20 protein-coding genes and 1 pseudogene are annotated in these 25,387 nt (G+C 67.4%); 15 read left to right on the top strand and 6 right to left on the bottom strand.

Annotated elements, in window-relative coordinates; all coding sequences use genetic code 11:
- The first annotated feature begins 90 nt into the window (after nt 1-90).
- The 12 genes and pseudogenes from eccA to G6N13_RS25000 form a co-directional block, all read left to right on the top strand.
- Entirely contained in the window at nt 91-1,920 is a 1,830-nt protein-coding gene (gene eccA, locus G6N13_RS09675; RefSeq protein WP_163701940.1) for a type VII secretion AAA-ATPase EccA, read from the top strand.
- Nucleotides 1,917-3,446 (top strand): type VII secretion protein EccB, encoded by a 1,530-nt coding sequence (eccB, locus tag G6N13_RS09680; RefSeq protein WP_163696563.1) that lies wholly within the window; start codon nt 1,917-1,919, stop codon nt 3,444-3,446. Before eccA ends, eccB begins: the two co-directional genes overlap by 4 nt.
- The gene (eccCa, locus tag G6N13_RS09685) at nt 3,443-7,441 is read left to right on the top strand and encodes a type VII secretion protein EccCa (RefSeq protein ID WP_163696565.1); all 3,999 of its coding nucleotides are present in this window, start codon (nt 3,443-3,445) and stop codon (nt 7,439-7,441) included. Before eccB ends, eccCa begins: the two co-directional genes overlap by 4 nt.
- A complete protein-coding gene (locus G6N13_RS09690) occupies nt 7,438-7,749 on the top strand; it encodes a PE family protein (protein ID WP_163696567.1) in 312 nt (103 codons plus the stop codon). The genes eccCa and G6N13_RS09690 overlap by 4 nt, the downstream gene beginning before the upstream one ends.
- The gene (locus tag G6N13_RS09695; protein ID WP_163696569.1) at nt 7,749-9,308 is read left to right on the top strand and encodes a PPE family protein; all 1,560 of its coding nucleotides are present in this window, start codon (nt 7,749-7,751) and stop codon (nt 9,306-9,308) included. The genes G6N13_RS09690 and G6N13_RS09695 overlap by 1 nt, the downstream gene beginning before the upstream one ends.
- A 13-nt stretch (nt 9,309-9,321) precedes the next feature.
- Nucleotides 9,322-9,615, top strand: a complete 294-nt coding sequence (locus G6N13_RS09700; RefSeq protein ID WP_163696571.1) for a type VII secretion protein EsxS — start codon at nt 9,322-9,324, stop codon at nt 9,613-9,615.
- Entirely contained in the window at nt 9,615-9,902 is a 288-nt protein-coding gene (locus G6N13_RS09705) for a WXG100 family type VII secretion target (RefSeq protein ID WP_163696574.1), read from the top strand. The genes G6N13_RS09700 and G6N13_RS09705 overlap by 1 nt, the downstream gene beginning before the upstream one ends.
- Before the next feature lie 3 nt (nt 9,903-9,905).
- On the top strand, nt 9,906-10,751 hold the full coding sequence (locus tag G6N13_RS09710; protein WP_163696576.1) for an ESX secretion-associated protein EspG: 846 nt from the start codon (nt 9,906-9,908) through the stop codon (nt 10,749-10,751).
- A gap of 18 nt (nt 10,752-10,769) precedes the next feature.
- Nucleotides 10,770-12,164 carry a type VII secretion integral membrane protein EccD gene (gene eccD, locus G6N13_RS09715; protein ID WP_163696579.1) on the top strand — a complete coding sequence of 465 codons (1,395 nt, stop codon included), beginning with the start codon at nt 10,770-10,772 and terminating at the stop codon, nt 12,162-12,164.
- On the top strand, nt 12,161-13,534 hold the full coding sequence (gene mycP / locus G6N13_RS09720) for a type VII secretion-associated serine protease mycosin (protein WP_163701942.1): 1,374 nt from the start codon (nt 12,161-12,163) through the stop codon (nt 13,532-13,534). The genes eccD and mycP overlap by 4 nt, the downstream gene beginning before the upstream one ends.
- A complete protein-coding gene (eccE, locus tag G6N13_RS09725; protein ID WP_163696581.1) occupies nt 13,531-14,403 on the top strand; it encodes a type VII secretion protein EccE in 873 nt (290 codons plus the stop codon). Before mycP ends, eccE begins: the two co-directional genes overlap by 4 nt.
- A pseudogene (locus tag G6N13_RS25000) lies at nt 14,400-14,525 on the top strand (siderophore-interacting protein); the annotation flags it as partial. The gene eccE and the pseudogene G6N13_RS25000, both read left to right, overlap by 4 nt.
- On the opposite strand, the gene ligD reads toward G6N13_RS25000, so the two are convergent.
- Entirely contained in the window at nt 14,503-15,711 is a 1,209-nt protein-coding gene (ligD, locus tag G6N13_RS09735; protein WP_163696583.1) for a non-homologous end-joining DNA ligase, read from the bottom strand. The pseudogene G6N13_RS25000 and the gene ligD sit on opposite strands and share 23 nt — an antisense overlap.
- A gap of 59 nt (nt 15,712-15,770) precedes the next feature.
- On the opposite strand from ligD, the gene fadD2 reads away from it, so the two are divergent.
- Nucleotides 15,771-17,450, top strand: coding sequence for a long-chain-fatty-acid--CoA ligase FadD2 (fadD2, locus tag G6N13_RS09740; RefSeq protein WP_163696585.1), 1,680 nt, complete (start codon nt 15,771-15,773; stop codon nt 17,448-17,450).
- A gap of 13 nt (nt 17,451-17,463) precedes the next feature.
- On the opposite strand, the gene G6N13_RS09745 is transcribed toward fadD2, so the two are convergent.
- Genes G6N13_RS09745 through G6N13_RS09760 form a run of 4 tightly spaced genes read right to left on the bottom strand, consistent with a single transcriptional unit; the run spans nt 17,464 to nt 23,094 of the window.
- A complete protein-coding gene (locus tag G6N13_RS09745) occupies nt 17,464-19,662 on the bottom strand; it encodes an acyl-CoA dehydrogenase family protein (RefSeq protein WP_163696587.1) in 2,199 nt (732 codons plus the stop codon).
- A 42-nt stretch (nt 19,663-19,704) separates the two neighbouring features.
- On the bottom strand, nt 19,705-21,033 hold the full coding sequence (locus G6N13_RS09750; protein ID WP_163696589.1) for an MFS transporter: 1,329 nt from the start codon (nt 21,031-21,033) through the stop codon (nt 19,705-19,707).
- Nucleotides 21,011-21,997 carry a 2-hydroxyacid dehydrogenase gene (locus tag G6N13_RS09755; protein WP_179965113.1) on the bottom strand — a complete coding sequence of 329 codons (987 nt, stop codon included), beginning with the start codon at nt 21,995-21,997 and terminating at the stop codon, nt 21,011-21,013. The genes G6N13_RS09750 and G6N13_RS09755 overlap by 23 nt, the downstream gene beginning before the upstream one ends.
- Complete coding sequence (locus G6N13_RS09760) at nt 21,973-23,094, bottom strand: alpha/beta hydrolase (protein ID WP_163696591.1); 1,122 nt, start codon at nt 23,092-23,094, stop codon at nt 21,973-21,975. Before G6N13_RS09760 ends, G6N13_RS09755 begins: the two co-directional genes overlap by 25 nt.
- A gap of 121 nt (nt 23,095-23,215) precedes the next feature.
- Between G6N13_RS09760 and G6N13_RS09765 the strand changes: the two genes are divergently transcribed.
- The gene (locus G6N13_RS09765) at nt 23,216-23,794 is read left to right on the top strand and encodes a VOC family protein (protein ID WP_163696593.1); all 579 of its coding nucleotides are present in this window, start codon (nt 23,216-23,218) and stop codon (nt 23,792-23,794) included.
- Here the strand turns inward: G6N13_RS09765 and G6N13_RS09770 are convergent.
- Complete coding sequence (locus tag G6N13_RS09770; RefSeq protein ID WP_163696595.1) at nt 23,791-24,411, bottom strand: TetR/AcrR family transcriptional regulator; 621 nt, start codon at nt 24,409-24,411, stop codon at nt 23,791-23,793. The genes G6N13_RS09765 and G6N13_RS09770 overlap by 4 nt on opposite strands.
- A gap of 84 nt (nt 24,412-24,495) precedes the next feature.
- Between G6N13_RS09770 and G6N13_RS09775 the strand changes: the two genes are divergently transcribed.
- Nucleotides 24,496-25,386 carry an oxygenase MpaB family protein gene (locus tag G6N13_RS09775; RefSeq protein WP_163696597.1) on the top strand — a complete coding sequence of 297 codons (891 nt, stop codon included), beginning with the start codon at nt 24,496-24,498 and terminating at the stop codon, nt 25,384-25,386.
- The last annotated feature ends 1 nt before the right edge of the window (nt 25,387 follow it).

A 25,387-nucleotide genomic window follows, 5' to 3' on the forward strand; every position in this document is an offset into this window, starting at 1 on the left:
CGACAGGCAACGTGTGCAGTGCTAGTTTTCTCAGGTTAGGCAAACCTAAGGAGACGAGGTGGCATCGACCGCTGCCCCGGAACGATGCCCATGGAGAACGGTGTGGTGACCCCCAGAGTGCGCGCAGCGCGCCTCGACGCTGACCTGGTGAGCAGGTTCGCGACCTGCTGTAAGGCACTCGGCCTGCCGGTCTACGAACGGCACCGGCCTGCCGATATGGTGGCCGCGCGGCGGGCGTTCACCGAGCTCACGCGGGTGGCGTACGACCAGTGCGACGCCTGGACCGGGCTGGCTGCCACCGGTGCCACCACGCCGGATGTACTCGCCGCCGTGGTCCGGACCGTCGATACCAGCGGCGTGCTGCAACGGCGTATCGAGCTCCCCGCCGGGGCACTCGGGTTCGACTACGACACCGGGCTGTACCTGCGGTTCCGCGCCACCACCGGAGATGACTTCCAGCTTGCGCACGCCGCGGCGCTGGGCATCGACGGCCAGTTCCCCATCGCCGACGACATCGTGTCCGAGATCCGCGCCCGCCGGCCCGAATGGCGCGAGGCGCGCTGGGTCGACGCGGCCCTGCGGTCTCGCGCCCAGCGCTGGTCGGACGTCGTCAAGTTGCTGACCCCCGTGGTCAACGACGCCGGGCTCGACCCGCTGTTCGCCCACGCGGCCAAGATCTCCCTCGGGGTGGCCCTGGCTCGCCTCGCTATGTTCGCACCCGCGCTGTCCTACCTCGAGGAGCCGGACGGCCCGGTGGCCGTGGCCGCCGTCGACGGTGCGCTGGCCAGAGCGCTGTCGCTGCGCGCCTACGGTGATGAGGAGACCGCCGCCGACGTGTTGCAAGACCTCTACGCGGCGAACCCCGGCAATGAGCAGGTCGAGCACGCGCTGTCGGACCCGACGTTCGGCATCGTGACGACCACCGCAGCCCGCATTGATGCTCGAACCGACCCGTGGGATGTCGAAACAGAACCTACCGCAGACGATTTCGTCGACCCTGAGGCACGCGAGCGCAAGGCCGCGTTGCTCGAAGAGGCTGAGCGTGAGCTCGGTGAGTTCATCGGACTCGACGAGGTGAAGGACCAGGTGTCCCGGCTGAAGAGTTCGGTGGCCATGGCATTGCGGCGCGAGGAGCGCGGCTTGGCCGTCGCTCAACGCACGCATCACCTGGTGTTCGCCGGTCCGCCGGGAACCGGTAAGACCACGATCGCGCGGGTGGTGGCCAAAATCTACTGCGGTCTTGGGCTGCTCAAGCGCGAGAACGTCCGTGAGGTGCACCGCGCCGATATGATCGGCCAGCACATCGGCGAGACCGAGGCCAAGACCAACGCCATCATCGACAGCGCGTTGGACGGGGTGCTGTTCCTCGACGAGGCTTACGCCTTGGTCGCGACGGGCGCCAAAAACGATTTCGGTCTGGTGGCCATCGACACACTGCTGGCCCGGATGGAGAACGATCGCGACCGGCTGGTCGTGATCGTCGCGGGCTACCGCGCCGACCTTGACCGGTTCCTGGACACGAACGAAGGCCTGCGATCGCGGTTCACCCGCAGCATTGTCTTCCCGTCGTATTCGGCTGCCGAACTGGTCGAGATTGCCGTGACGATGGCCGCGAACCGGGACAGCGTGTTCGATCCCTCCGCACGGCGTGACCTCGAGGAGCTGTTCGCTCAGTTGGCCAATTCGACGACACCCGACTCGACAGGCGTGGCACGACGCAGCCTCGATATCGCGGGCAATGGCCGGTTCGTCCGTAACGTCGTCGAGCGCTCCGAGGAGGAAAGGGAATTCAGGTTGGATCACACAGACCTGGCCGGTGCGGACTTCACCGATGAGCAGATGATGACGATCACCGCACCCGATGTGCGCAGTGCGGTGGTGCCGTTGCTGCGCGGTCTGGGCCTGACGGTGCCGGCATGAGCGAAGATCGCCGGTCCTTCTCCTCGCGGACGCCCGCCAACGACAACCCGGAGCGGGTCACCTATCGGCGCGGATTCATCACCCGGCATCAGGTGACCGGCTGGCGATTCGTCATGCGCCGCATCGCATCCGGGCTCGCGCTGCACGACACCAGGATGTTGGTCGACCCGTTGCGGAGCCAGTCCCGCGCCGTGCTGATGGGGGTGCTGCTCGCGATAACCGCGGTCCTCGGCTGCCTGGTCTTCTCGGTGTTGCGTCCGGGTGGGGTGCCGGGCAGTGACCCGGTGTTGGCCGACCGCTCCACCTCTGCGCTCTACGTTCGCCTCGGCGACCGGTTGCATCCGGTGCTCAACCTGACTTCGGCGCGGCTGGCCGTCGGGAAGCCGGTAGACCCGACCGTCGTCAGCAGTGATCAGCTGGACAAGATCGCCCGGGGCAGCCTCATCGGCATCCCGGGAGCGCCGGAACGTATAGTGCAGAACGCATCTCGCAATGCCGCATGGACGATATGCGACGGCGCCGGGGGGGCCACGGACGCCACGGGCATTACAGTCATCGCCGGTGCGCTCGAACGCGGTGGGGCGCGGGCCGATACGTTGCCCGCAGGCCGGGCGATCCTGACCGAGGGCACTGACGGAACGTGGCTGCTGTGGGATGGCCGTCGCAGCGCCATCGACCTCGCCGACCGTGCCGTCACCGACGCACTCGGCCTGCCCGTCGTGCCACCCGCACCGCGGTCGATCGCGCCGGGACTGTTCAATGCGATACCCGAGGCTCCCGCGTTGCGGGTGCCCCTGATCCCCGACGCCGGGCTGCCCACGGGATACCCCCTGCCCGTCGCGGCGCCGATCGGCTCGGTGGTGATCGCCTACAGCAATGACGCCACGCCAGTGACGTACGCGGTGCTGCCGGATGGCTTGCAGCCGATCAGCTCCGTGCTTGCCGCGGCGTTGCGCAACGCCAACTCCTATGGGCTGGCGCAGCCACCCCATCTCGGTGCTGATGATATTGCCCGGCTGCCAGTTTCGTCGCTGCTGGATGTGACCGCGTTCCCGGCGGCGCCGGTGAAACTGGTCGCTGCCGCCGATGCGCCGGTGACCTGTGCGCAGTGGACCAAAATCGATGGCGCCGCCACCAGTTCGCTGGACCTGCTCACCGGTTCGACGCTGCCGGTACCTACCGGCTTGCGTTCGGTCGATCTGGTGGGCGGCGCCCATCCGGGCACGGCGGCCCGGGTCGCGCTGCCGCCGGGGCGTGGCTACTTCGTCCAGACCGTTGGTCAGCAGCCCGCGTCTCCGCCCGCCGGATCACTGTTCTGGATCTCCGATACCGGGGTCCGGTACGGGATCGGTGGCGATCGTCAGACTTCCGAAAAATCTTTTGCCGCAATGGGTCTGGCCCAGCCGCCGCTGCCCGTGCCGTGGTCGGTCCTGACGCTGTTCGCGCCCGGCCCGGCGCTGTCCCAATCCGATGCGCTGGTCGCCTACGACGCTGTCGGACCCGCGTTGCCACAGGAGTCCCGATGAGCCGGCTGATCTTCGAGGCGGGCCGGCGCATACCTGGTCCGAAGATCCGCACGGGCGCGATCGTCATCGAGGCACCGCCGGAACTGCCCCGGGTGGTGCCACCGTCGATGCTGCGGCGGGCGTTGCCCTTCCTTATCGTCTTTCTCATCGTCGGCATGATCGTAGCGATGGTCGCCACCGGGATGCGGCTGATCTCACCGCAGACGCTGTTCTTTCCGTTCGTGCTGCTGCTGGCCGCCACCGCCCTGTACCGCGGCACCGACAATAAGATGCGCACCGAGGAAGTCGACGCCGAGCGCGCCGACTACCTGCGCTACCTGTCGGTGATCCGGGACAACGTGCGTGCCGAGGCCACCGCGCAGCGCGCCGCGCTGCTGTGGTCGCACCCCGATCCTGCGGCGCTGGCGGCTATCCCGGGAACCCGCAGGCAGTGGGAGCGAGACCCCCACGACAATGACTTCCTGGTGGTGCGCGCGGGCCTGCACACCGTGCCGCTGGACACCACGCTGCGCGTCAAGGACACTGCCGACGAAGTGGATCTGGAGCCGGTGTCGCACAGCGCATTGCGCGCGCTGCTGGACACCCAGCGGGTGGTGCGGGACGCCCCGAGGGGCATCGACCTGAAGGCGGTGTCCCGGATTACCGTCGTCGGTGAACCAGCCGAAGTCACCGCGGCGTTGCGCGCGTGGCTGGCGCAGGCGGTCACCTGGCAGGACGCGGCCTCCCTGGGTATCGCCTTGGCCAGCCCCGATCTGGAGTCGCCGGACTGGTCGTGGCTGAAATGGCTGCCGCACAGCGATATTCCGGGTCAGCTCGATGGCTGCGGGCCGGCCCGCTACCTGGCATCCAATACCGACGATCTGATCGCGTCGATCGGGCCCGCGTTAGCCGAGCGGCCGTTGTTCGGTGTCGAGGCGGGCGACCCGTTGCGCCACCTGCTGATCATCGTCGACGATCCCGATCACACGCCTGACGATTCGGTGCTGGCGACCGGACTCTCCGGTGTCACGGTGATCTACACCGCCGCAGCCGATTCCGCGCCGCGAGCGGGTCAGTACCCCGACCCGGAACGGCCGGTTCTGCGGGTCACCGGCGGCTCGATCCAGCGCTGGGAGACCGGCGGCTGGCAACCCTACGTCGATCGTGCGGACCAAATTTCTCAGGCCGAAGCTGTCCACCTGGCGCGCGCACTGGCCCGATGGGACTCGAATCCCACCCACGCCGGGTTGCATTCGCCGGCCACCCGGGGTGCGAGCTTCACCACGCTGTTGGGCATTCCCGACGCCTCGGCACTCGAGGTGGCCGATGTCTGGGCGCCGCGGCTGCGCGACGAGGAGTTGCGGGTGCCGATCGGCGTCACCACCACGGGGGTGCCGCTGTACTTCGACCTCAAGGATGAGGCCGAGGGCGGCATGGGCCCCCACGGCCTGATGATCGGTATGACCGGCTCCGGCAAGTCCCAGACGTTGATGTCGATCCTGTTGTCGTTGTTGACAACACACTCGGCTGACCGACTCATCGTGATCTACGTCGACTTCAAGGGTGAGGCGGGAGCCGATATCTTCCGCAACTTCCCCCAGGTGGTGGCGGTGATATCGAACATGGCTGAGAAGAAATCTCTCGCTGACCGGTTCGCCGACACCCTGCGTGGCGAGGTGGCTCGCCGCGAGAGCGTGTTACGTGATTTCGGACGGCGCGTGCAAGGCAGCGCCTTCGGCTCGGTCACCGAGTACGAGGCCGCCCACCCGGCGGCCGAAGAGCTGGGGATCGAACTGCCGCCGCTGCCAACACTGTTTGTGGTTGCCGACGAGTTCACTCTGATGCTGGCCGAACACCCGGAATACGCCGACCTGTTCGACTATGTCGCCCGGAAGGGCCGGTCGTTCCGGATTCACATCCTGTTCGCATCGCAGACCCTCGATATCGGCCGCATCCGCGATATCGACAAGAACACCTCCTACCGCATCGGCCTCAAAGTGGCCAGCGCGGCGTCATCCCGCCAGATCATCGGCGTCGAGGACGCCTACCACATCGAATCCGGTAGGGAGCACAAGGGAGTTGGCTTCCTGGTGCCCTCACCGGGCGCGGCGCCGATCAAGTTCCGCAGCACCTATGTCGATGGAATCTACGATCCACCAAGCCCCGTCACGTCCTACGTGGTGCCGGCAGCGCCCGAACCGGTCACGTTCACGGCCGGCCCGGCGGCGCTGGACGAGGACATCGTGGTGCTGTCCGACGCTGAGTTCGCGCCGCCTGCGTTGCCGCCGCGCAAGCTGATCACCACCATTGGCGATCAGCTGGCTCGGTGCGGGCCGAAGGCACCGGCGCTATGGCTGCCGCCCCTTGACGAATCTCTTTCGCTGGACGAGGTGCTCACGGGTGCCGCGGTGACGCCGCGGCAGTGGCGCTGGCCGCTCGGCGAGATCGATCGACCCTTCGAGATGCGCCGTGACCCGCTGATCTTCGAGGCCGGCTCATCGGCGGGCAACATGTTGATCCACGGCGGCGCGAAGTCTGGAAAGTCAACGGCGCTGCTGACATTCGTGTTGTCGGCCGCGGCCCTGCACTCACCGCGTGACGTCACGTTCTACTGCCTGGACTACGGCGGCGGACGCCTGCGCGGACTGGAAGGCCTGGCCCATGTGGGCAGCGTCGCCTCGCCGCTGGAGCCCGAGCGGATCCGGCGCACCTTCGGCGAGTTGGAGCAGCTGTTGCATTCGCGGCAGCGCAATGCCGGCGGCCAGGGTGGTTACCAGGACGAGTGCGGCGAGGTGTTCCTGGTGATCGACAACCTCTACGCGTTCGGTCGCGATAACACCGACCAGTTCAACACGCGTAACCCGCTGCTGGCCGTCGTCACCGAGCTGGCCAATACCGGTCTGGCGCACGGCATCCACGTCGTGGTCACCACACCGAACTGGTTGGAGGTCCCGCTGGCGATGCGCGACGGTCTTGGCCTACGCCTCGAGCTGCGCCTGCCCGACCCGCGTGACAGCAATGTGCGGGTGCGTGACGGCCTGCGCCGGCCCGCCGAATCAGTGCCCCACGACCAGCCAGGGCGGGGACTGACCATGGCCGGGGAGCATTTCCTGTTCGCCCAGCCCGATTTGGCGCACATACCGGCGCTCAACGCCGCCCACCCGGAAGCGCAGGCACCCCGCGTGCGGTTGCTGCCCGCCGACCTCGATCCTGCGGTGGTGGCACCGCTGTACCGCGGTGGCGAACGGGTGGTGCTGGGGCAGCGGGAGCTGGACCTCGCCCCGGTGGTGCATGATTTCGCCGAACATCCACTCTTGATGGTGTTCGGCGACGGCAAGTCCGGCAAGACCACGCTGCTGCGGCACGTGATTCGCACCATTCGGGAAAACTCGACCGCGACGGACGTCGCGTTCACGGTTTTCGACCGGCGCCTGCACCTCGTTGACGAGCCACTGTTCGCCGACAACGAGTACAGCGCGAACATCGACCGGGTCACGCCGGCCGTGATGGGCCTGGCGGCACTGGTCGAACAACGCAGGCCCCCGGCTGGATTATCCGCGGCGGAACTGGCCACCTGGGATTACCGTGCCCAGGCCGGATCAGCGCACACCCACTATCTGATCGTCGATGATGTCGATCAGATCCCCGACGGCCCAGCGCTGAGCGGCCCATACGCCGGGCAGCGGCCGTGGACGCCACTGCTCGGGTTGCTCTCGGCGGCGCACGATCTCGGATTGCGTGTCATTGTCACCGGCCGCGCAGGAGGGTCGGCCCACGCGTTGATGACCAACCCGCTGCTACGGCGGTTGGCCGATCTGCAGTCAACGGTGGTGATGCTGTCGGGCAATCCCGCCGACGGCACCAAGATCCGCGGGCATCGATTCACCAGGCTGCCCGTCGGTCGCGGAATGCTGCTCGGCGATAGCGACGGCGTCGACCACATTCAGCTGGTCCATCCAGTTAACTACGCACACAGCACATCTCGGACTCGATTCGGAGAGGACAACCCGTCATGACCCTGCGCGTCATCCCGGAAGGCCTGGTTTCGGCCAGCGCCGCGGTCGAGGCTCTGGCTGCTCGGCTGGCCGCCGCGCACGCTGCGGCGACCCCCGTGATTACCGCGGTGGTCCCGCCGGCCGCAGACCCCGTCTCGCTGCAGACCGCCGCGGGGTTCAGTGCCCAGGGCCTTGAGCACGCCGGCACGGCCGCCCAGGGCGTCACCGAACTGGGGCGCTCAGGTGCTGCGGTGGGCGAGTCGGGCACCGGATACGCCACCACCGACGCGGCCGTGGCGGCCTCCTACCTGATCGCACGGGGAGGCTGATGACCGCGCCGATCTGGCTTGCTTCACCACCGGAGGTGCACTCAGCACTGCTGACTGCCGGACCCGGCGCCGGTGAGCTGCTGGCGGCCGCCTCGGCATGGCAAATGCTGAGCGCCGAATACTCGGCCGCGGCAGCAGAACTCACCCAGATATTGGCCTCGGTCGAGGCCGGCGCGTGGCAGGGCCCCAGCGCCGAACAGTACGTCGCAGCCCACGCGCCCTATCTGGCGTGGCTGGAGCAGGCCAGCGTGAACAGCGCCGGTGCGGCCGCCCAGCATCAGACGGCTGCCGCCGCGTACAGCACTGCACTGGCCACCATGCCGACGCTGCCCGAACTGGCCGCCAACCACACCATCCACGGGGTGTTGTTGGGCACCAACTTCTTCGGCATCAACACGATCCCGATCGCCGTCAATGAGGCCGACTACGTTCGGATGTGGATCCAGGCCGCCACCGCGATGAGTGTCTATCAGGCTGTCGCCGGCACCGCGCTGGCCGTGTCACCGCAGACCGCGCCGGCACCCACGATTGTCTTGCCGGGATCCGAGGCCTTGTCGGCGATGGACACCTCGGCCCTCTCGCAGGCGCAGGCCAGTGACTCCGGCTCCGCGCTGACGAATTCGAACTGCTTGATCCAGCTGCTCGAGGCTTATGTGAAATCGCTTCCGGGCGGCGACATGATCTGGGACTTCCTCACCCACCCGGTGCAGTACCTCCAGCAGATCATCGTCGACTTCCTGACCAACCCGATTCAGGCGTGGCAGACGTGGGGGCCGCTGCTATCGGCACTCTTCTATCAGGCAATCCTTCAGCCGGTCGGCTGGACCGCCTGGGGGCTGGGGTTGGCCTCACCGCTGTTGCTTCCGGCGCTGGCGGCTGGGGCGCTGCCTTTGCTGGGACTTCTTGCGCTACAACCGAACATGCCCGCACCCGATGTCGCCCCCGAACCGGTAGCGATCCCAGCGCAACCGCAGCAGAACCTGTGGCCGATCTCCTCGACGGCCCCCATCGCTCCCGCCCCCGCGCCGGCGGCACCCGCTCCCGCCCCCGCGCCGGCGGCCCCCGCGGCGTCCGCGGCGGCACCGGTACCCGCGGCGCAGGGGATGTTCTACGCCGTCGCCGCACCCGATCCGGATGAGGGCCCCGGCCCGAGGTTGATCGAGGGCAGTGGGAACAAGGCGCTGGTGCCCGAGGCGGCTCCCGCGGCCGCCGCGCTGTCCGCGGTGCAGGCCAAGGAACGAGCCAAACGCCGGCGCGCCGCGCGAGTCAAGGACCGCAGCCACCGCGACGAGTACATGGACCTCGACAGCGATACCGGTCCGCCGCCGGCACCGGCGGCGCCGCCGACCACTTCATCGTCGAGCCGGGGTGCGGGACCAATTGGCTTCGCCGGTACCCAGACCCGAGATCGCAGTGTCACCGCCGCTGGACTCACCGAGTTCGCCACCGATCCGATGAGCGAACGTTTTACCCTGCCGATGCTTCCGGCCACCTGGGACACCGAACATCACCGCCCAGAGGGCGGCGATCCAGACCACACCGAATCCCACCGAGAATGATTGGAGAAATACCGTGAGCATGCTCGACGCCCATATCCCGCAGCTCGTGGCCGCAGAGGCCGCGTTCGGGGCGAAAACCGCACTGATGCGCAGCACGATCGCCCAGGCCGAGCAGGCTGCGATGTCCGCCCAGGCCTTCCACCTGGGAGAGTCCTCCGCCGCCTTCCAGGCCGCTCACGCGCGGTTCGTCGAGGTTGCGGCGAAGGTCAACACATTGCTGGACATCGCCCAGGCGAACCTCGGCGAGGCCGGTGGCAGCTACGTCGCCGAAGACGCTGCCGCGGCAACGACATACGGAGGTTTCTGATGTCCCAGATCATGTACAACTACCCGGCCATGCTGGCGCATGCCGGCGATATGGCCGGCTACGCCGGGACGCTGCAGGCGGTCGGTGCCGATATCGCCACCGAACAGTCCGCGCTGCAGGGTGCCTGGCAAGGTGACACCGGCCTGACCTACCAGGCCTGGCAGGCCCAGTGGAACCTGGCCATGGAGGAATTGGTGCGCGCCTACCGGGCGATGGCCACCACCCATGAGACCAACGCCCTGTCGATGCAGGCGCGAGACCAAGCCGAAGGTGCCAAGTGGGGCTGAGACTTGCCCGCACATAAGGCCGTCGAGTTGACCGTCGATGTTGCCTGGCTCATTGCCGAAAGTGTTGGCGCCGGCTCGTTCCCCTGGGTGTTGGCGATCACGCCACCCCTGGCCGCACCGGGCCAAGCCAGGGCGATGCAGGCCCGGCTGCGCGCGGAACTGACCGGCTCGCGGGTGATGTCGGAGGGCGGATCGGTAGATCCGACGGTGGCACGGTGGATACGCACCGTCTGCGCACCAGAGCGGTGGCTGGAGTTGCGCTACGTGCGGGGCAACGGCACAGACCTGTTACGCGGGATGGTGGCCCGCCGTGGCAGGAACACCGTGGTGGCGCTGCGCAGCGGCGAGCTGGTCACCTTCACCGAACTCGATATCAGCGATCCCGCCCTGCTGGCTCCGGTGGTGACGGCCGGCCTGCCGGGTGCTGCGCCGGCGCGGTTCGCCGAGTTCGTACTGCCGACCCGGGTGGGGGTGCGGGCAGACGAACGATTGCGTGCCGGAGCCGATCTCGGCGGTGTCTTGGATCACCTAGGCCTGCCCGCCTCGGCGGTGCCGGTGGTGCGGTCGGTGTTCACCGGAGCGCGCAGCTACGTCGAGGTGCGCGCCGGCTCGTCTCGCGCCGGTGTGCCCAGTCTCAGCGAGGTCGGCGTGGGCATCGTCGATGCCGAGGCCGGTCGCGTGCTGGTGAACCCGGAACGCGCCGCCGACGGCGAGTGGGTGTCGTGCTTCGCGCCCGGCACGCCGTTCGCGATCGCCCTGGCTCTCGACCGGCTCAGCGAGACGCTGCCCGATGGCCGCTGGTTCCCGACTGCCGCGTTGGCGCGCGACTTCTCCAGCACCACAATCTGATCAAGAGAGAGAACAACAATGACCGAAACCCCGGTGCTGCCGATCGTGCGCGTCGCCGTGCTGGCGTACGGCCGGATCACCGACGTGGCATTGCCCGCCGAGCTGCCGCTGCGCGAGATTCTGCCCGCGGTGAAGAGACTGGTCCCGCGGCCAGAATCCGATGCGGAGACCTCGGTTCCCACCCCAATGACCCTCGCCCCGATCGGTGGCGCGCCCTTCAGTGTGGACGCGAGCCTGGAAACGGTTGGCGTGGTCGACGGCGATCTGCTTGCCTTGCAACCGGTTCCCGCAGGCCCGACGACACCCGGTGTGGTCGAGGACATCGCCGATGCGGCGGTGATCTTCTCCGCGGCACGCAAACGGCCCTGGGGTCCGCACAGGCTGCAGCTGGGAGCCCGGATCGCCGCCGCGGTATTCGTGGTCGCGCTGACCGCGCTCGCCATCGCCCACCGGGCGGCGACCGCCTCGGTGATCGGCCTCTATGCGGTGAGCGCGCTGGCCGCCGTCACTGCGATTGCTGGTCTGTTGTTGCGTGCCCGTTCGGCTCGGCTGGCCTCCCAGGTTTCGGCGGCGGCGCTGCTGCCCATCGCATCGGCATTCTGGCTGGCGATACCGGATCTGTGGGGGGCTCCGCACGTGATGCTGGCCGCCGCGGGCGTGGCCGCGTGGTCGTTGATCGTGTTGGCTCAGACTGAGGACGGTGTCGGGTTATTCACCGCCGCCGCGGTTATCGGGGTGGGCGCGCTGGTGGTCGCTGCCGCCACGGCCCTGTGGCAGCTGCCCGCACTGACCGTGGGGTGTGCGCTGATCGTGGTCGCGCTGCTCATCACCGTGTCGGCCCCCGGGCTCGCCGCGATGTGGGCACGCTTTCCGCTGCCGGTGATCCCTGCTCCCGGTGACCCGACCCCGCCGAGCCCAGGTGCCCGGCTCCTGGCCGATCTGCCCCGGCGGGTACGCGTCGGCGAAGCCCACCAGACCGGCCTCATCGCGGCGGGTGTGCTGCTTTCCTCGGCCGGGTCGCTGATGGTGGCCGGACGCACCGACGGTCCGAGCGCCTGGGGCTGGTATCTGGTGGTGGCTGCCACGGCCGCGGCAGTGCTGCGGGCCAGGGTGTGGGACACCGCGGCCTGCAAGGGCTGGCTGCTTGCCCAACCGCTCCTGGTCACCGGCGGACTGCTGGTGGCCTACCTCGTGGATCACCGTTTCGTCGCCGCACTGTGGGCCGTCGTGGCGCTGGGTGCGCTGACCGCGGTGTGGGTGGTGCTGGCCGTCAACCCGGATACCGCTTCTGCAGAACGGTATTCGCTGCCGGTGCGGCGGCTGGTGGGCTTCGTTGCCTCGGCGCTTGACGCGTCGTTGATCCCGGTGACGGTGTACCTCGTCGGCATCTTCACATGGGTCCTCGATCGATGATGCGGGCCGCCGCGATTGCCGCGGTGGTGCTGCTGGCCAGCGCTCCGGTGGCCGGTGCCGTCAACCCGCCCGTCGCCGATCCCGCGGCAACCCCGGCGCAGGGAACGGCCGGGCCGACCGCGGGTATGAGCCAGCGTTCCGAATGCGTGACCACCGGAATCCGCCCGGGCAGTGACCCAGGCGCGGTGAGCACCAACCAGACGATGCTCAATCTCACTGGCGCAGCGACCTATTCACAGGGTGCAGGCCAGACCGTTGCGGTGATCGACACCGGGGTCCGGCCGGGGCCGCGGCTGCCGAATGTGATCGGCGGCGGTGACTACCTCTCCGGCGGTGACGGTCTCACCGACTGCGACGGCCACGGCACTCTGGTCGCCGGCATCATCGGCGGCCAACCTGGCCCGGACGGATTCAGCGGTGTCGCCCCGGGTGCGCGGGTGCTGTCGATTCGACAGACCTCGCCGCGATTCTCGCCCAATGCGGGTGGGAAAGACCCCGCGGCGGTTCAGGCCAGTGTGGAGATCGAGACGCTGGCCCGCGCCGTGGTGCGTGCCGCCGACCTGGGCGCCACCGTCATCAACATCTCGACGGCAGCGTGCCTGGCGCCCGACCGGCTCGGCGATCAACAGACCCTCGGGGCGGCCCTGCGCTACGCCGCTATCGACAAGGACGTCGTGATCGTCTCCGCCGCAGGCAATTCCGGGGGCAGCGCGGTCGGTGCACCGGGAATGGAGTGCACGTCCAATCCAGTCGGTGACCCGGCGCGGCGCGACGACCCCCGCAACTGGGCGGGTGTGACGTCGGTGTCGGTGCCGTCCTGGTGGCAGCCCTACGTCCTGTCCGTCGCGGCGTTGAGCGCCGACGGTCAACCGGCCGACTTCACGATGGCCGGCCCGTGGGTGGGCATCGCCGCGCCCGGGAGGAACGTGGTGTCGGTGAGCAATGACACGACGGGCGGGTTGGCCAACGGCATGCCCGACGGCCGGGGTGGGATGGCGCCGCTGGACGGCACGAGTTTCGCCGCGGCTTATGTCGCCGGCACGGCCGCCCTGGTCCGCAGCCGCTACCCGGGCATGCACGCCGACGAGGTGGTGCGCAGGCTGACGTCGACCGCGCACAACGGTGCGCAGGCACCCTCGAACCTCGTCGGTGCCGGCACTGTCGATCCGGTGGGCGCTCTCACCTGGACCATCAACTCCGGCAGCGATATCGCACCGGCATCGGCCACCAAACGCGTTGCGGCGCCGGCACCGCCGCCGGAGGTCGATCACACGCCGCGCACGGTGGCGTTCATCGGGACCGGCGTGCTCGCGGCCGTCGTTGTCGCCGTCGCTGGCATCTCGCGCAGACGCAAGGAGGAAGTCGAATGAGTGGGATCCCCAGCCCAGGGGCGGGGCGGCTCACCGTCGTCCTGCTGGCAGTCGTCGCGGCGGTTCTGGCCTATCCGTGGCGGACGCCCAACCACCAGTGGGCCCTCGGTATCGCCATTGCCGTGGTGCTGGTCTCGCTGCTCTGGTGGCGTGGCCGCTACCTCACCACCATCGCTGGCCAGCGTCTTCGGGTGCTGCTGCGCCGCAGACCGATTGAGGCCAGTCCTGCGGAACTGCACCGGGCCGGCGTCGACGCGGTCGCCACGGTGCTGGTGCGCGTCGACGGTGACGATCGCCAACCGCCGCTCGGCCTGCTCTCGGGGTATCTCGATCGCTACGGGCTGCGGGCCGATTCGGTGCGGGTCACCACCCGCAGCACCGCCGATGACGCGACGACCTGGGTCGGGCTGACCTTCAGCGGGGCGCGGAATCTGAGCGCGTTGCAGGCCCGGTCGGCACAGATACCACTGCGTGAGGCCGCCGAGAACGCAGCTCGGCGGCTCATCGGCCAGCTGCGTGAAATCGGCTGGACAGCAACGATTGCCGATCCGGATCAGGTACCGGATCTGGTCGCAGCAGACGCCCGTGAACAGTGGCAATCGGTCACCGATGCCCGCGGTTACCTGACCACTTACGCCGCCCAGAACCCCGAAGCCCTTGCGGCCGTGAGCTTGGCAACCGCCGCCGAGGCATGGACGGTGGTGGAGATCGCGGGAACATCGCGCCTCGACCGGGTCAGGGCGGGGGCGGCGATCCGCACGGAAGGTAAGCCGAGCACGCCGACCGCGGGCTTGGTATCGATCCCCGGGCGGCAGGCCAGTGCACTGGCCGCGCTGCACCCGCTGTCGGGTGCGCGCCTGGTCAACTGACCGTGACCGGTCGCGAGCAGCTCAGCGAGCACTACCTGCGGTTGAACTTCGATGCGGGTGGACTGCTGGCCGGCCGGGTGGCTCACCCGACGATGTGGATCAGAATGTGGTTCCCGGATGGGGCGAATACCCCTCCCACGGGCTGTAATCCGCGAGCAGATCCTCCTGCGCCGGGCGCTGCGCCTCGGGTATGTGTTCGAGATTGATCCGGATGCGGTACCAGATAGAGCTCGGCCCGCGCATACCGTCGACCAGGATGTCGGCGGGCTGCAGTGCCGCAGCGGCGTCAGGATGGCGGGCACGCCAGACGTCCAGGGCCGCCAACGCCTCGTCGCGAGTCTTGGTGCGCGCGATCTCGATCAGTGGCTTGTTGCCTTTCGGCGGCTTCTCGGCCGGCCCGAGCTCCTCGGCCAACCGCAGCAGCGCGTCCAAGGAACCGACCGCGTCGTCCATCGATTCCCAGGGGTCGCCGCGCTCGGCGAACCGAGCCGGGACAGTCGCGATGGTGAACTCCTCGGGCCGGCACCCGGGTACTTCGTCCCATGTCAGCGGAGTCGATACTCGCGCGCCCGGGGTGGCCCGCACCGAATAGGCCGACGCCACGGTGCGGTCCTTGGCGTTCTGGTTGAAGTCGACGAATACTCGCTGGCCGCGTTCCTCTTTCCACCACTGGCTGCTCGCCAGCTCCGGTGCGCGGCGCTGCACTTCGCGTGCCACGGTCTCGGCAGCCAGCCGAACCTGTGTGAACGACCACTGCGGCGCGATCCGGGCGTAGATGTGAAAGCCCCGCGACCCCGAGGTCTTGGGCCAGGCCGTCATGCCGTGATCTTCGAGTACCTCGCGGGCTACCTGGGCCACGTCCAGAATCTGGGGCCACTCAACACCCGGCATCGGATCGAGGTCGATCCGCAGCTCGTCGGGATGATCAAGGTCACCCGAGCGGACGGGGTGCGGATTGAGGTCGACGCACCCGAGGTTGACCGCCCACACCAGCCCGGCCGCGTCGTGCAGCACCGCCTCCTTGGCCGACGTTCCCCGCGCGTAGCGCAGTTCGGCGACCTCGATCCAATCCGGGCGCTTCTCGGGAGCACGCTTCTGAAAGATCGCTTCCTCGGTGATGCCTTTGACGAATCGCTTGAGGATCATCGGCCGGTCGGCGACGCCGTGCAGCGCGCCGTCGGCCACGGCCAGGTAGTAGGTGACGAGGTCTAACTTGGTCACCGGATCGCGTCCGCCGGCCGCCGGGAACACCACTTTGTCGGGATGACTGACAGTGACGTCGTGGCCGTTCACCTCCATGCAGGCCATCGTAATTAGCCTGACCGTTCCGTCCTGGGTGCGACCCACGTCACATTAGGGTGGCAAGCATGCCCAGTCTCATGGATCTGCCTGCCCAGGCGTTGGCCAAGGCACAGCAGTTGGCCGAGCGCGGCTCCTCTGAGCTGCACTACCTGTACAAGATGATCGAGTCGGGTGCCTTCCGCCTTGAACCGCCGCAGAACCTCGTTGCGATGGTCGCCGACATCCGCCGCTGGGGCGAGATCGGCATGGTCCCCGCCCTCAACGCCCGCCGCACTCCCAACAAATTGGCGATCGTCGACGATGAGGGGTCGCTGACGTACAAGGAGCTCGACGAGGCCGCCCACGCGGTGGCCAACGGGTTGGTGGCCATGGGCGTCAAGGGCGGGGACGGGGTGGCGATCCTGGCCCGCAACCACCGCTGGTTCGTGATCGCGAACTACGGCGCAGCGCGGGTCGGCGCCCGGCTGATCATGCTCAACACGGAGTTTTCCGGACCCCAGATCAGGGACGTCTCCGAACGCGAAGGCGCCAAGCTGATCATCTACGACGACGAGTACTCCGAGGCGGTGAAGCTGGCCGAGCCACCGCTGGGTAAGTTACGCGCGCTCGGCACGAATCCCGACTCTGAGGAGCCGTCGGGCAGCACCGACGAAACGCTCGCTGACCTGATCGACCGGACCAGCAGCACACCGGCACCCAAGGTCACCAAGCGGCCTTCGGTCATCATCCTCACCAGCGGTACCACCGGCACTCCGAAGGGCGCGACGCGTAACGCCCCACCCAGCTTGGCGCCGATCGGCGGTGTGCTGTCGTCGGTGCCGTTCCGCGCCGGCGAAGTGACCGCGCTGCCCTCGCCGATGTTTCACGCATTGGGCTACCTACACGCCACCATCGCGCTGACGATGGGCTCGACGTTGGTGCTGCACCGAAAGTTCAAGCCCGCCATAGTGCTGGAGGACATTGGCGCACATAAGGTCACCGCGATGGTGGTGGTGCCCGTCATGTTGTCGCGCATGCTCGACGCGCTGGAGAGCATGGTCGCCAAGCCCGACCTGTCGTCGCTGCGCATCGTGTTCGTCTCGGGCTCACAGCTCGGCGCGGAACTGGCGACGAGGGCGCTGAAAGACATCGGCCCGGTGATCTACAACCTCTATGGCTCAACCGAAGTCGCGCTGGCCACCATCGCCGGGCCGAAGGATCTCCAGATGAACCCGGCCACCGTCGGTCCGGTCGTCAGGGGCGTGAAGATCAAGATCCTTGACGACAGCGGCAGCGAGCTGCCCCAGGGCGAGGTCGGCCGGATCTTCGTCGGCAACAGTTTTCCGTTCGAGGGCTACACCGGCGGCGGTCATAAGCAGATCATCGACGGGCTGATGTCGTCTGGTGACGTCGGCTATTTCGACCACAACGGGCTGTTGTTCGTCAGTGGCCGCGATGACGAGATGATCGTCTCGGGCGGTGAGAACGTCTTCCCGGCCGAGGTCGAGGATCTCATCAGCGGGCATCCCGATGTCGTCGAGGCGACCGCGCTCGGTGTCGACGACCCCGATTGGGGTGCGCGGTTGCGGGCGTTCGTCGTGCTGCGGGAACAAGCCGACCTCAGCGAGGATGCCGTCAAGAACTATGTGCGCGAACACCTTGCGCGCTACAAGGTGCCGCGCGAGGTGGTCTTCCTGGCCGAGTTGCCACGCAACCCGACCGGCAAGATCCTCAAGCGCGAGCTGCGCGAGATCGAAGTCCAGTAGCTCGCGGCAAGGCCTACGGGTCGCGGGGCAGGCCCAGCAGCCGCTCGGCGATGATGTTGAGCTGGACCTCCGACGTGCCGCCGTAGATGGTCGTCGACCGGCTGCTCAGCAGCCACTGCGCCCACTTACCCTGCAGCGCGTCGGGATCGCCGATGGCGCCGTCGATCCCGAACGATGACACCGCGAATTCGGCATAACCCTGCCCGGTGCGCATCGACAGCAGCTTCGAGATCGCGGCCGACGGCATCGCGTCACCGCCGGCGAGCGTCACCAGGGTCGAGCGCAGGTTCAGCAACTTGGCGGCGTGCCCCTCGGCGATTAGCTCCCCGGCCCGGTGATGGCCGATCTGATCGAAGTGGCCCTTACTGACGAAGTCGACGAACCCGTCGAGGTTGGCCAGGAATCCGGGCTCGCTGCTGCCGATCGAAACACGTTCGGCGGTCAGGGTATTGCGGCTGACTTCCCACCCGCGGTCCACCTCACCGAGCACCAGTTCATCCGGGACGAAGACGTCGTCGATGAACACGGTGTTGAACATCGCGTGACCGGTGAGCTCGCGCAGCGGCTTGACCTCAACCCCGTCACTCTTCATATCGAGTAGGAAGTAGCTGATGCCGGCATGTTTCGGCGCGCTCGGGTTGGTCCGCGCCAGCAGCGCACCCCACTGCGCGAACTGGGCGCCGGTGGTCCAGATTTTCTGGCCGGTGATCCGCCAGCCGCCGTCGACCTTGGTGGCCTTGGTGGTCAGGCTGGCCAGGTCGGACCCGGCACCCGGCTCGGAAAACAGCTGGCACCAGATCATCTCGCCGCGGAAGGTGGGCGGCAGGAAGCGTTGCTTCTGCTCATCGGTGCCGAACGCCACGATCGACGGGATCAGCCAGGCCGCGATACCCATCTGCGGGCGCTTGACCTGCCCGGTGGCGAACTCCTGGGCGATGAGGATCTGTTCGATCGGTGTGGCCGCCCGGCCCCACGGCTTGGGCAGGTGCGGCTGCACCCAGCCGGCCTCGGCGATCGCCGACTTACGGTCTTCCCGCGGAATCGCCTTGAGCGCAGCCACTTCTGCGCGGATAGCGGCGCGCAGCTGCTCGGTCTCGGGGTCGAGGTCGATGTTGATCGCCCGCATGCCCGTACTCGTCGCGGTGTCGAACACCTTCTGCTGATACTCGGATGAGCGCCCGAATGCGGCAACCAGGCCCAGCGTGCGCCGGTAGTAAACGTTCGTGTCGTGCTCCCAGGTGAAGCCGATCCCGCCGTGCACCTGGATGCAGTCCTGCGCGCAGTGCTGGGCGGCAGCCGGGGCCAGGCTGGCTGCCACCGCTGCGGCGAACTCGTACGCGGTTTGGTCGTTGTCCCAAGCCTTCTCGGCGGCCTCATCCAACGCCCGGGCAGCGTCCCACACCGCTGCCGTGGCCCGCTCGGTGGTCGCGATCATCTCCGCACACTTGTGCTTGATGGCCTGGAACTGGCCGATCGGACGGCCGAACTGTTCGCGGATCTTCGCGTAGGCGGCGGCGGTGTCGGTGGCCCAGCGGGCGATGCCGACGGCCTCGGCCGACAGCAGCGTAGTGACGATCGCCCGTCCGGTCGGCTGGGACAGATTGGACAGCACCCGATCGGCGGTGACTTCGACGGCGTTGGCCCGCACGTGCGCCACCGGGCGCAGCAGGTCCACCGATTTGACCGGCTCGATCTCCAGGTGATCGGCGTCCAGGATCACCCACTCCACACCGCTGTCGATGGCGACCGGCAAGACCAGGATCGATGCCTGTGCAGCGGCGGGCACCGAGCGGGCTTCGCCGCGGATGACCAGCGTGTGGTCCTGACGGGTCGCGGTCAGGCCGGACTCGAGCGCGCAGGTGGCGATGAGCTCCCCGGCAGCCAGCTGGCTCAGGAGCTTGGCGTCAGGATCGTGGGCCGAGATCAGGGCGCTGGCGATTGCCGATGGCACGAACGGCCCGGGCACCGCGCCGTAGCCGAACTCGGCAATCACGATTGCCAGCTCGAGCAGCCCGAAGCCCTGGCCGTCCACTGACTCGGCGAGGTGCAGGCCGTGCAGCCCCTGCTCGGCGGCGGCTTTCCAGAACGGCGGCGGGTTGGGCACCGGCGTCTCCAGCGCGGCATACCGGATCTCCGCCGATGACACGCGTGTGACCAGGGATTTCACCGAATCCGCGAGGTCGTTGTGCTCGGGTGTGATCGCGATGGGCATGGTTGGAAGCCTTCCCTATTAACCGGTGGGTTGGTAGCCAGGCTACCTGTCCGGCTGTGTGCTCCGATCCGGGGTTGCGCGCAGGACCACCACCACGACCGCCGACACCAGCATGATGATTCCCACCGCCCACATGCCGGCCTTGTCATTGCCGGTGAACTGGTTGAGAGCACCGGTCGCGTAGGGCGCGGCGAACCCGCCCAGGTTGCCGATCGAGTTGATCAGGCCGATCCCGCCGGCGGCGGCCGCCCCGGTGAGGAACTGTGCCGGCAGCGCCCAGAAACTGGGAATCGCGCTGAACACCCCCATGGCGGCGATGCTCACCGGGATCATCACCAACAGTGGGCTGTGTAGATACAGTGCGATGGGAATCGCCAAGCCGCCCAATCCCATTGGGATCGCCACGTGCCAGACGTGTTCACCCTTGCGGTCGGCGTGGCGGGACCACAGGTACATGGCGATCGCAGCCAGCGTGTAGGGCACCGCGGTGATCAGGCCGACCTGCACGATCGACAGGTGCACGTTGAACATCTGCTTGAAGCCCGAGACGATCGACGGGAGAAAGAAAGCCAGTGCATACAGGCCGTAGGCGACGCCGAAGTAGACCAGCGACAGCGCCCAGATGCGCGGGCTGGTCAGCGCCCGGCGCAGCGGGACGTCGAAAACGCCTGCGACATCGCGTTCCTCGTCGGCCAGCACATCGACCAGCCATTGCCGTTCGTCGGGTTGAAGCCAGTGCGCGTCAGCCGGCCGATCGGTGAGATAGAACCAGCAGATGATGCCCAGAATGATCGCGGGCAAGCCGACACCGATCATCATGAACTGCCAGCCGGCCAATCCGAACAGCCCCTCGCCGGCCTGGATCATCCACGCTGCCAACGGAGTTCCGATCGCCGCGGCGATCGGACTGGCCATCATGAACAACGCCACCATCCGGACCCGGTAGGCGCCTGGGAACCAGCGGGTGAGATAGAAGATCACGCCGGGGAACAGCCCTGCCTCGGCCACGCCGAGCAGGAATCGCAAAACCAAAAGGGTGGCCGCATTGGGCGCGAATCCGATTGCCACTGCGACGATTCCCCATGACACCGCGATCCGGGCCAGCCAGCGCCGGGCACCGAATCGCTCAAGGGCCAAGTTGGATGGCACCTCGACCAGCACGTAGCCAATGAAAAAGACGCCCGAGGCCAGCCCGAACATGCTCGCGGTCAGTTGGAGGTGCTCGCTGATATCGGCCTTGGCGATGCCGAGATTGGTGCGATCGAGGTAGTTGACGAAGTACAGCGCCATCAAGAACGGCACCACGCGGATGATGACTTTGCGCAGCGTCCGTGTCTCCAGTGATTTCTCACCGATCGATACGCTTGCCATCCTGCCTCCCGTTGACGACGTTGACCAGAGTGTCGCCGTCGCGCAGGCGACGGCAGTTATCCACGGCCTGAACGAGATACCGGCGCATGGTGTCGGCGGTGAACCAGGTGACGTGTGGTGTGACCACGACATTGTCGAGGCCAAGCAGCGGATTGGCGGGGTCGACGGGTTCTTCGGCAAACACATCGAGCCCGGCGGCGGCGAGCCTGCCGCTGCGCAGCGCGTCCACGAGGGCGGCCTCATCGATGACGCCGCCACGAGAAGTGTTGACCAGTAACGCGTGTGGTTTCATCGCGGCCAGCGCGGCGCGGTTGATCAGCTTGTCGGTGGCTGGCGTCAAAGGCAGATGCAGGCTGACGATATCGCTCTCGGCGAGGAGGTCCGGTAGCGGACGCCACGCGTCGGTGCCATCGTCCGCGGTATTGGTGTGCAGGACGGTACCGCCCATCGCGTGCACGATCTGTTCGACGCGTTTGGCGATATTGCCGTAGCCCACTAATCCCACTGTGCAACTGCCGATATCACGTACCGTCTCGCCGAGCGTGGCGTCCGTGGGCCAGCCGAGGCCCTGCCGGGTGGCGCGGTCGAGTGCGGGCAGTCGCCGCAGCGCGGCCAGCATCAGCAGCACTGCGCCTTCGGCCACCGAGGGTGCATTGGCACCGGGCATGTTGGCCACCGCAATGCCCAACTCGGTCGCGGCGTCGACGTCGATCGTGTTCACACCGGCGCCCAGTTTGTGCACCAGCCGTAATCTCGGACCGAGGCGCAGTTCCGCACCGGGCAGCGGCCGCAGCACGTGCCAGATCACCTCTGCCTCGGGTAGTTCGCGGTGCAACGTCTGGTCGTCGTCTTCGTGGCACCACCGGACGTCGAGCCAATCTGATTCGGGCGCAACGATATCCAACACCCTGCTGCTGGGGAGAAAATGCGCGAGCACTCTCACCGCCACCGTTTGGCGATCCATTTCGCGATCGTATCGGCCTGCTCGCCGCGCGCCCCCGGGGTGGTGAAGTAATGGTCGGTGTCGATCGAGCATTGGGTCTTGTCGGTGTTGGCCAGCGCGTCGAAGATCCGGTCGGCGTCCGACGGGAAGACCCCGGTGTCCTGATCGGCATTGACTACCAGGGACGGCACAGTGATGCGGGCCAGGTGGGGTTCGGCGCGCGTCTGGGCGGTCTTGAGACTCCACATGCCCAGCCAATTGCGCAGGGTGCAGGCGGCGGCGATACCGCGGGCGGAGCGGTTGGCCTTCTCGGGGACACCGGCGTAGCAGAGGTTGGGTTGCCGTCGGGTCGGTTCAATCGAGGGATCCACCATGCGGGGATCTGCCCAGGTCCGCATCACTGTGAACGGCCGGTCGGAGAACCCGGCGGCCTGCACTCGTTTGAGTTCGGTCTCGGCCCAGTCGGTGATCGCGTGGTTGCGGGCGACCTGAGCGGCTCGATACCTGGCGATGAACTCGGGGGAGAACGGCGGCCCGTTGTGCTCGTCGAACAGATCGAGGTCGGGATCGCTGGTCACCGGGTCGTTTTCGTCGATCACGGCGGCGTCCATCCAGGCGGTCAACACCTCGGGGCGGCCGGGATGGGCGGCGCTGGCGATGTACCCGTCGGCCGGTGGCAGCTCGGTCAGTCCGGCCGCGGGGCGCATCCCTTCCAGTGGTGTGACATTGGGGTCGACGGCCTGCGACTGGTAGGCGGCCATCAATGACCCCCCACCTGAATTGCCGAGCAATACAACCGTTTCCACGCCCTGGACTTCGCGCAGCCAGCGCACTCCGACGCCGATGTCGACCAGGGCGTGATCAAGCACGAAACTGCTCTCGAATCCCCGGAAGCGGGTGTTCCAGCCGAGGAAGCCGACACCGCGGGTGGCCAGGTAGTCGGCGAGGTAATGCTCGGAGAAGTCGATTTGGTAGTGGGTGGCGATGACGGCGACCTTGGGCTTGCGGCCCACCCCGCGGTGATACAGACCCTGGCAGGGATGTCCGCCGGCGCCGGCCCGCCGGGCGGTGGGCGATGCCATCCCGATGAACTCACGAACGACTCCGGGGGTGGGCATATCGGCATCCTCCTCGGGCGTAGATGGCTGAAGAGACGATATTCGCCGGCGTCGCTGTGCACGCCTGAATGCGGTGTTAGGTTCGGGTGCGAGAGTCGACCAGTATCTGTGGGGGCACGTCATGATCAAGCCGCGCAACACCAACCCCGAATTCGAGCTCGGCGGTATCAACCACATCGCGCTGGTGTGCTCGGACATGGAGCGCACAAAAGACTTCTACTCGAATGTGCTGGGTATGCCGCTGGTCAAGGCTCTGGACCTGCCCGACGGCCTTGGACAGCACTTCTTTTTCGATGCCGGCAACGGCGATTGCGTGGCGTTCTTCTGGTTCGCCGAGGCGCCCGACGGCACCGCAGGCAGCACCATCCCCGCCGCACTGCCCGGCCTGGGGTCGATCGTCAGCGCGGTCGGATCGATGAACCACCTGGCCTTCCACGTCCCGGAGGAGAAGTTCGACGAGTACCGTCGCCGGCTGAAAGAGAAGGGTGTGCGGGTCGGCCCGGTGCTCAATCACGACGACAGCCCGCAGGGCGCGACCCGCGAGCTCCATCCGGGGGTGTACGTCCGGTCGTTCTATTTCAACGACCCCGACGGAATCGTCCTCGAGTTTGCTTGCTGGACAAGAGAATTCACCAACAACGAGGTGACCACCGCGCCCAAGACCGCCGCGGACCGCAGGTTGCCGATAGCCGCGAACTAGTCGCGGAACAGCCGCGGATCACCGAGTTCATCGAGGATTGCGGTGAGCTGATCGGCGAGCTCGTTCGGGGTCAAGGTGATGGCGCCGCCCAGCCAGGCGCTGATGGTCTGGCCGACCCCGCCGACGACGAAGTGCGCCAACGCCTTGATCCGGTCGTTGGCCGGCCGATGCAGCATCGCCTCGACGTGCTGGCCCGAGAGCAGGGCGAACAGCGCACCGGATTCCTGGCGCTTGCGGACCACCGTCGCGTTGGACAGCTGCGAGCTGAACATCAGCCGCCCCACTCGCGGGTCGAGCTCGATGGTCCGCACGATATTGGCCATGGCCGCCTGGTTCTGCCCGTCGATCGGGGCGGTGGCGACGGCTGCCTGAGTGGTGGCCGCGAGCTCGGCAACCACCCAGTCGAACACCGCCGCCACGAACTCGTCCTTATCGGTGAAGCTCTCGTAGAAGTAGCGGGTGGCCACCCCGGCTTCCCGGCAAATGCCACGAACGGTGAGTTCAGCCGGGTCGACCTCGCTGCCCAGCAGTTCTAGCCCGGCCTGCAGGAGCCGGGCTCGGCGCCGAGCCAGCCGATCGGCGGCGTCAACGCCGCCGTACGAGCGTGCCTGCGTCATTAGGCAATCTTGACATTGCTGCCGCCAGGGCGGCAATATTCGGAAACATCCGTTTCCTGATGTGATACCGATAGGTGGCGCACTGTGGCGATCCACGAACCCGTCGTCAGCCACGTCGATCGCGGCGTGAGCTCTCCGCCCTTGCCGTCCCGCCGTCGCAAACTGGGGCCCGGATTCGACGACGGTCTGATGGGTGTGGCGCTGCTGGCCGGCCCTGCGAACGTCATCATGGAGCTGGCCCGACCCGGTGTCGGCTACGGCGTCATGGAGAGCCGGGTCGAAAGTGGGCGGGCCGACCGGCACCCGGTCAAACGGGCGCGGACGACGTTCACCTACCTCGCGGTGGCCACCCGCGGCAGCGAGGAGCAGAAGAAGGCGTATCGGCGTGCGGTCAACAAATCGCACGCCCAGGTGTACTCCACCCCGGACAGTCCGGTGCAGTACAACGCATTCGACAAGGACTTGCAGCTCTGGGTGGCGGCGTGCCTGTACAAGGGCGGGATCGATATCGCCCGGGTCTTCATCGGCGAAGCCGACGACGAGACCGCCGACCGGAAGTACCAGGAAGCCATGGCGCTGGCGACCACCCTGCAGGTGCCCGCCGAGATGTGGCCGGCGGACCGGGCCGCGTTCGACAAGTACTGGCAGGAGTCGCTGGACCAGGTCCACATCGACGACACGATCCGCGAATACCTGTACCCGTTCGCAGTATCGCGGGTCCGCGGGGTCCGGCTGCCGGGACAACAGGCCATCGAACGATTCAACCTGCTCATCACCACCGGATTCCTACCGCAGCGATTCCGTGATGAGATGCAGCTTGAGTGGAATGCGGACAAGCAGCGCGCATTTGACCGGTTGATGGCGGCCATCCGATTCGTCAACAACCTCACCCCGCGATTCCTTCGTGAGTTCCCGTTCAATCTGTTGTTGTGGGACGTGGATCGGCGAATCCGCAACGGCCAGCCGCTGGTGTGAG

It is taken from the genome of Mycolicibacterium sarraceniae (genome assembly GCF_010731875.1).
Lineage (GTDB): Bacteria > Actinomycetota > Actinomycetes > Mycobacteriales > Mycobacteriaceae > Mycobacterium > Mycobacterium sarraceniae.

What these genes read in the sequence shown, in the direction of transcription:
- eccCa (WP_163696565.1), top strand. Translation starts at nt 3,443, where the DNA reads ATGAGCCGGCTGATCTTCGAGGCGGGCCGGCGCATACCTGGTCCGAAG.
- G6N13_RS09745 (WP_163696587.1), bottom strand. Translation starts at nt 19,662, where the DNA reads ATGCCCATCGCGATCACACCCGAGCACAACGACCTCGCGGATTCGGTG.
- G6N13_RS09695 (WP_163696569.1), top strand. Translation starts at nt 7,749, where the DNA reads ATGACCGCGCCGATCTGGCTTGCTTCACCACCGGAGGTGCACTCAGCA.
- ligD (WP_163696583.1), bottom strand. Translation starts at nt 15,711, where the DNA reads ATGGCCTGCATGGAGGTGAACGGCCACGACGTCACTGTCAGTCATCCC.
- G6N13_RS09690 (WP_163696567.1), top strand. Translation starts at nt 7,438, where the DNA reads ATGACCCTGCGCGTCATCCCGGAAGGCCTGGTTTCGGCCAGCGCCGCG.
- eccD (WP_163696579.1), top strand. Translation starts at nt 10,770, where the DNA reads ATGACCGAAACCCCGGTGCTGCCGATCGTGCGCGTCGCCGTGCTGGCG.
- eccB (WP_163696563.1), top strand. Translation starts at nt 1,917, where the DNA reads ATGAGCGAAGATCGCCGGTCCTTCTCCTCGCGGACGCCCGCCAACGAC.
- eccA (WP_163701940.1), top strand. Translation starts at nt 91, where the DNA reads ATGGAGAACGGTGTGGTGACCCCCAGAGTGCGCGCAGCGCGCCTCGAC.
- G6N13_RS09750 (WP_163696589.1), bottom strand. Translation starts at nt 21,033, where the DNA reads ATGGCAAGCGTATCGATCGGTGAGAAATCACTGGAGACACGGACGCTG.
- eccE (WP_163696581.1), top strand. Translation starts at nt 13,531, where the DNA reads ATGAGTGGGATCCCCAGCCCAGGGGCGGGGCGGCTCACCGTCGTCCTG.
- G6N13_RS09765 (WP_163696593.1), top strand. Translation starts at nt 23,216, where the DNA reads ATGATCAAGCCGCGCAACACCAACCCCGAATTCGAGCTCGGCGGTATC.
- G6N13_RS09770 (WP_163696595.1), bottom strand. Translation starts at nt 24,411, where the DNA reads ATGACGCAGGCACGCTCGTACGGCGGCGTTGACGCCGCCGATCGGCTG.
- fadD2 (WP_163696585.1), top strand. Translation starts at nt 15,771, where the DNA reads ATGCCCAGTCTCATGGATCTGCCTGCCCAGGCGTTGGCCAAGGCACAG.
- G6N13_RS09760 (WP_163696591.1), bottom strand. Translation starts at nt 23,094, where the DNA reads ATGCCCACCCCCGGAGTCGTTCGTGAGTTCATCGGGATGGCATCGCCC.
- G6N13_RS09705 (WP_163696574.1), top strand. Translation starts at nt 9,615, where the DNA reads ATGTCCCAGATCATGTACAACTACCCGGCCATGCTGGCGCATGCCGGC.
- mycP (WP_163701942.1), top strand. Translation starts at nt 12,161, where the DNA reads ATGATGCGGGCCGCCGCGATTGCCGCGGTGGTGCTGCTGGCCAGCGCT.
- G6N13_RS09755 (WP_179965113.1), bottom strand. Translation starts at nt 21,997, where the DNA reads ATGGATCGCCAAACGGTGGCGGTGAGAGTGCTCGCGCATTTTCTCCCC.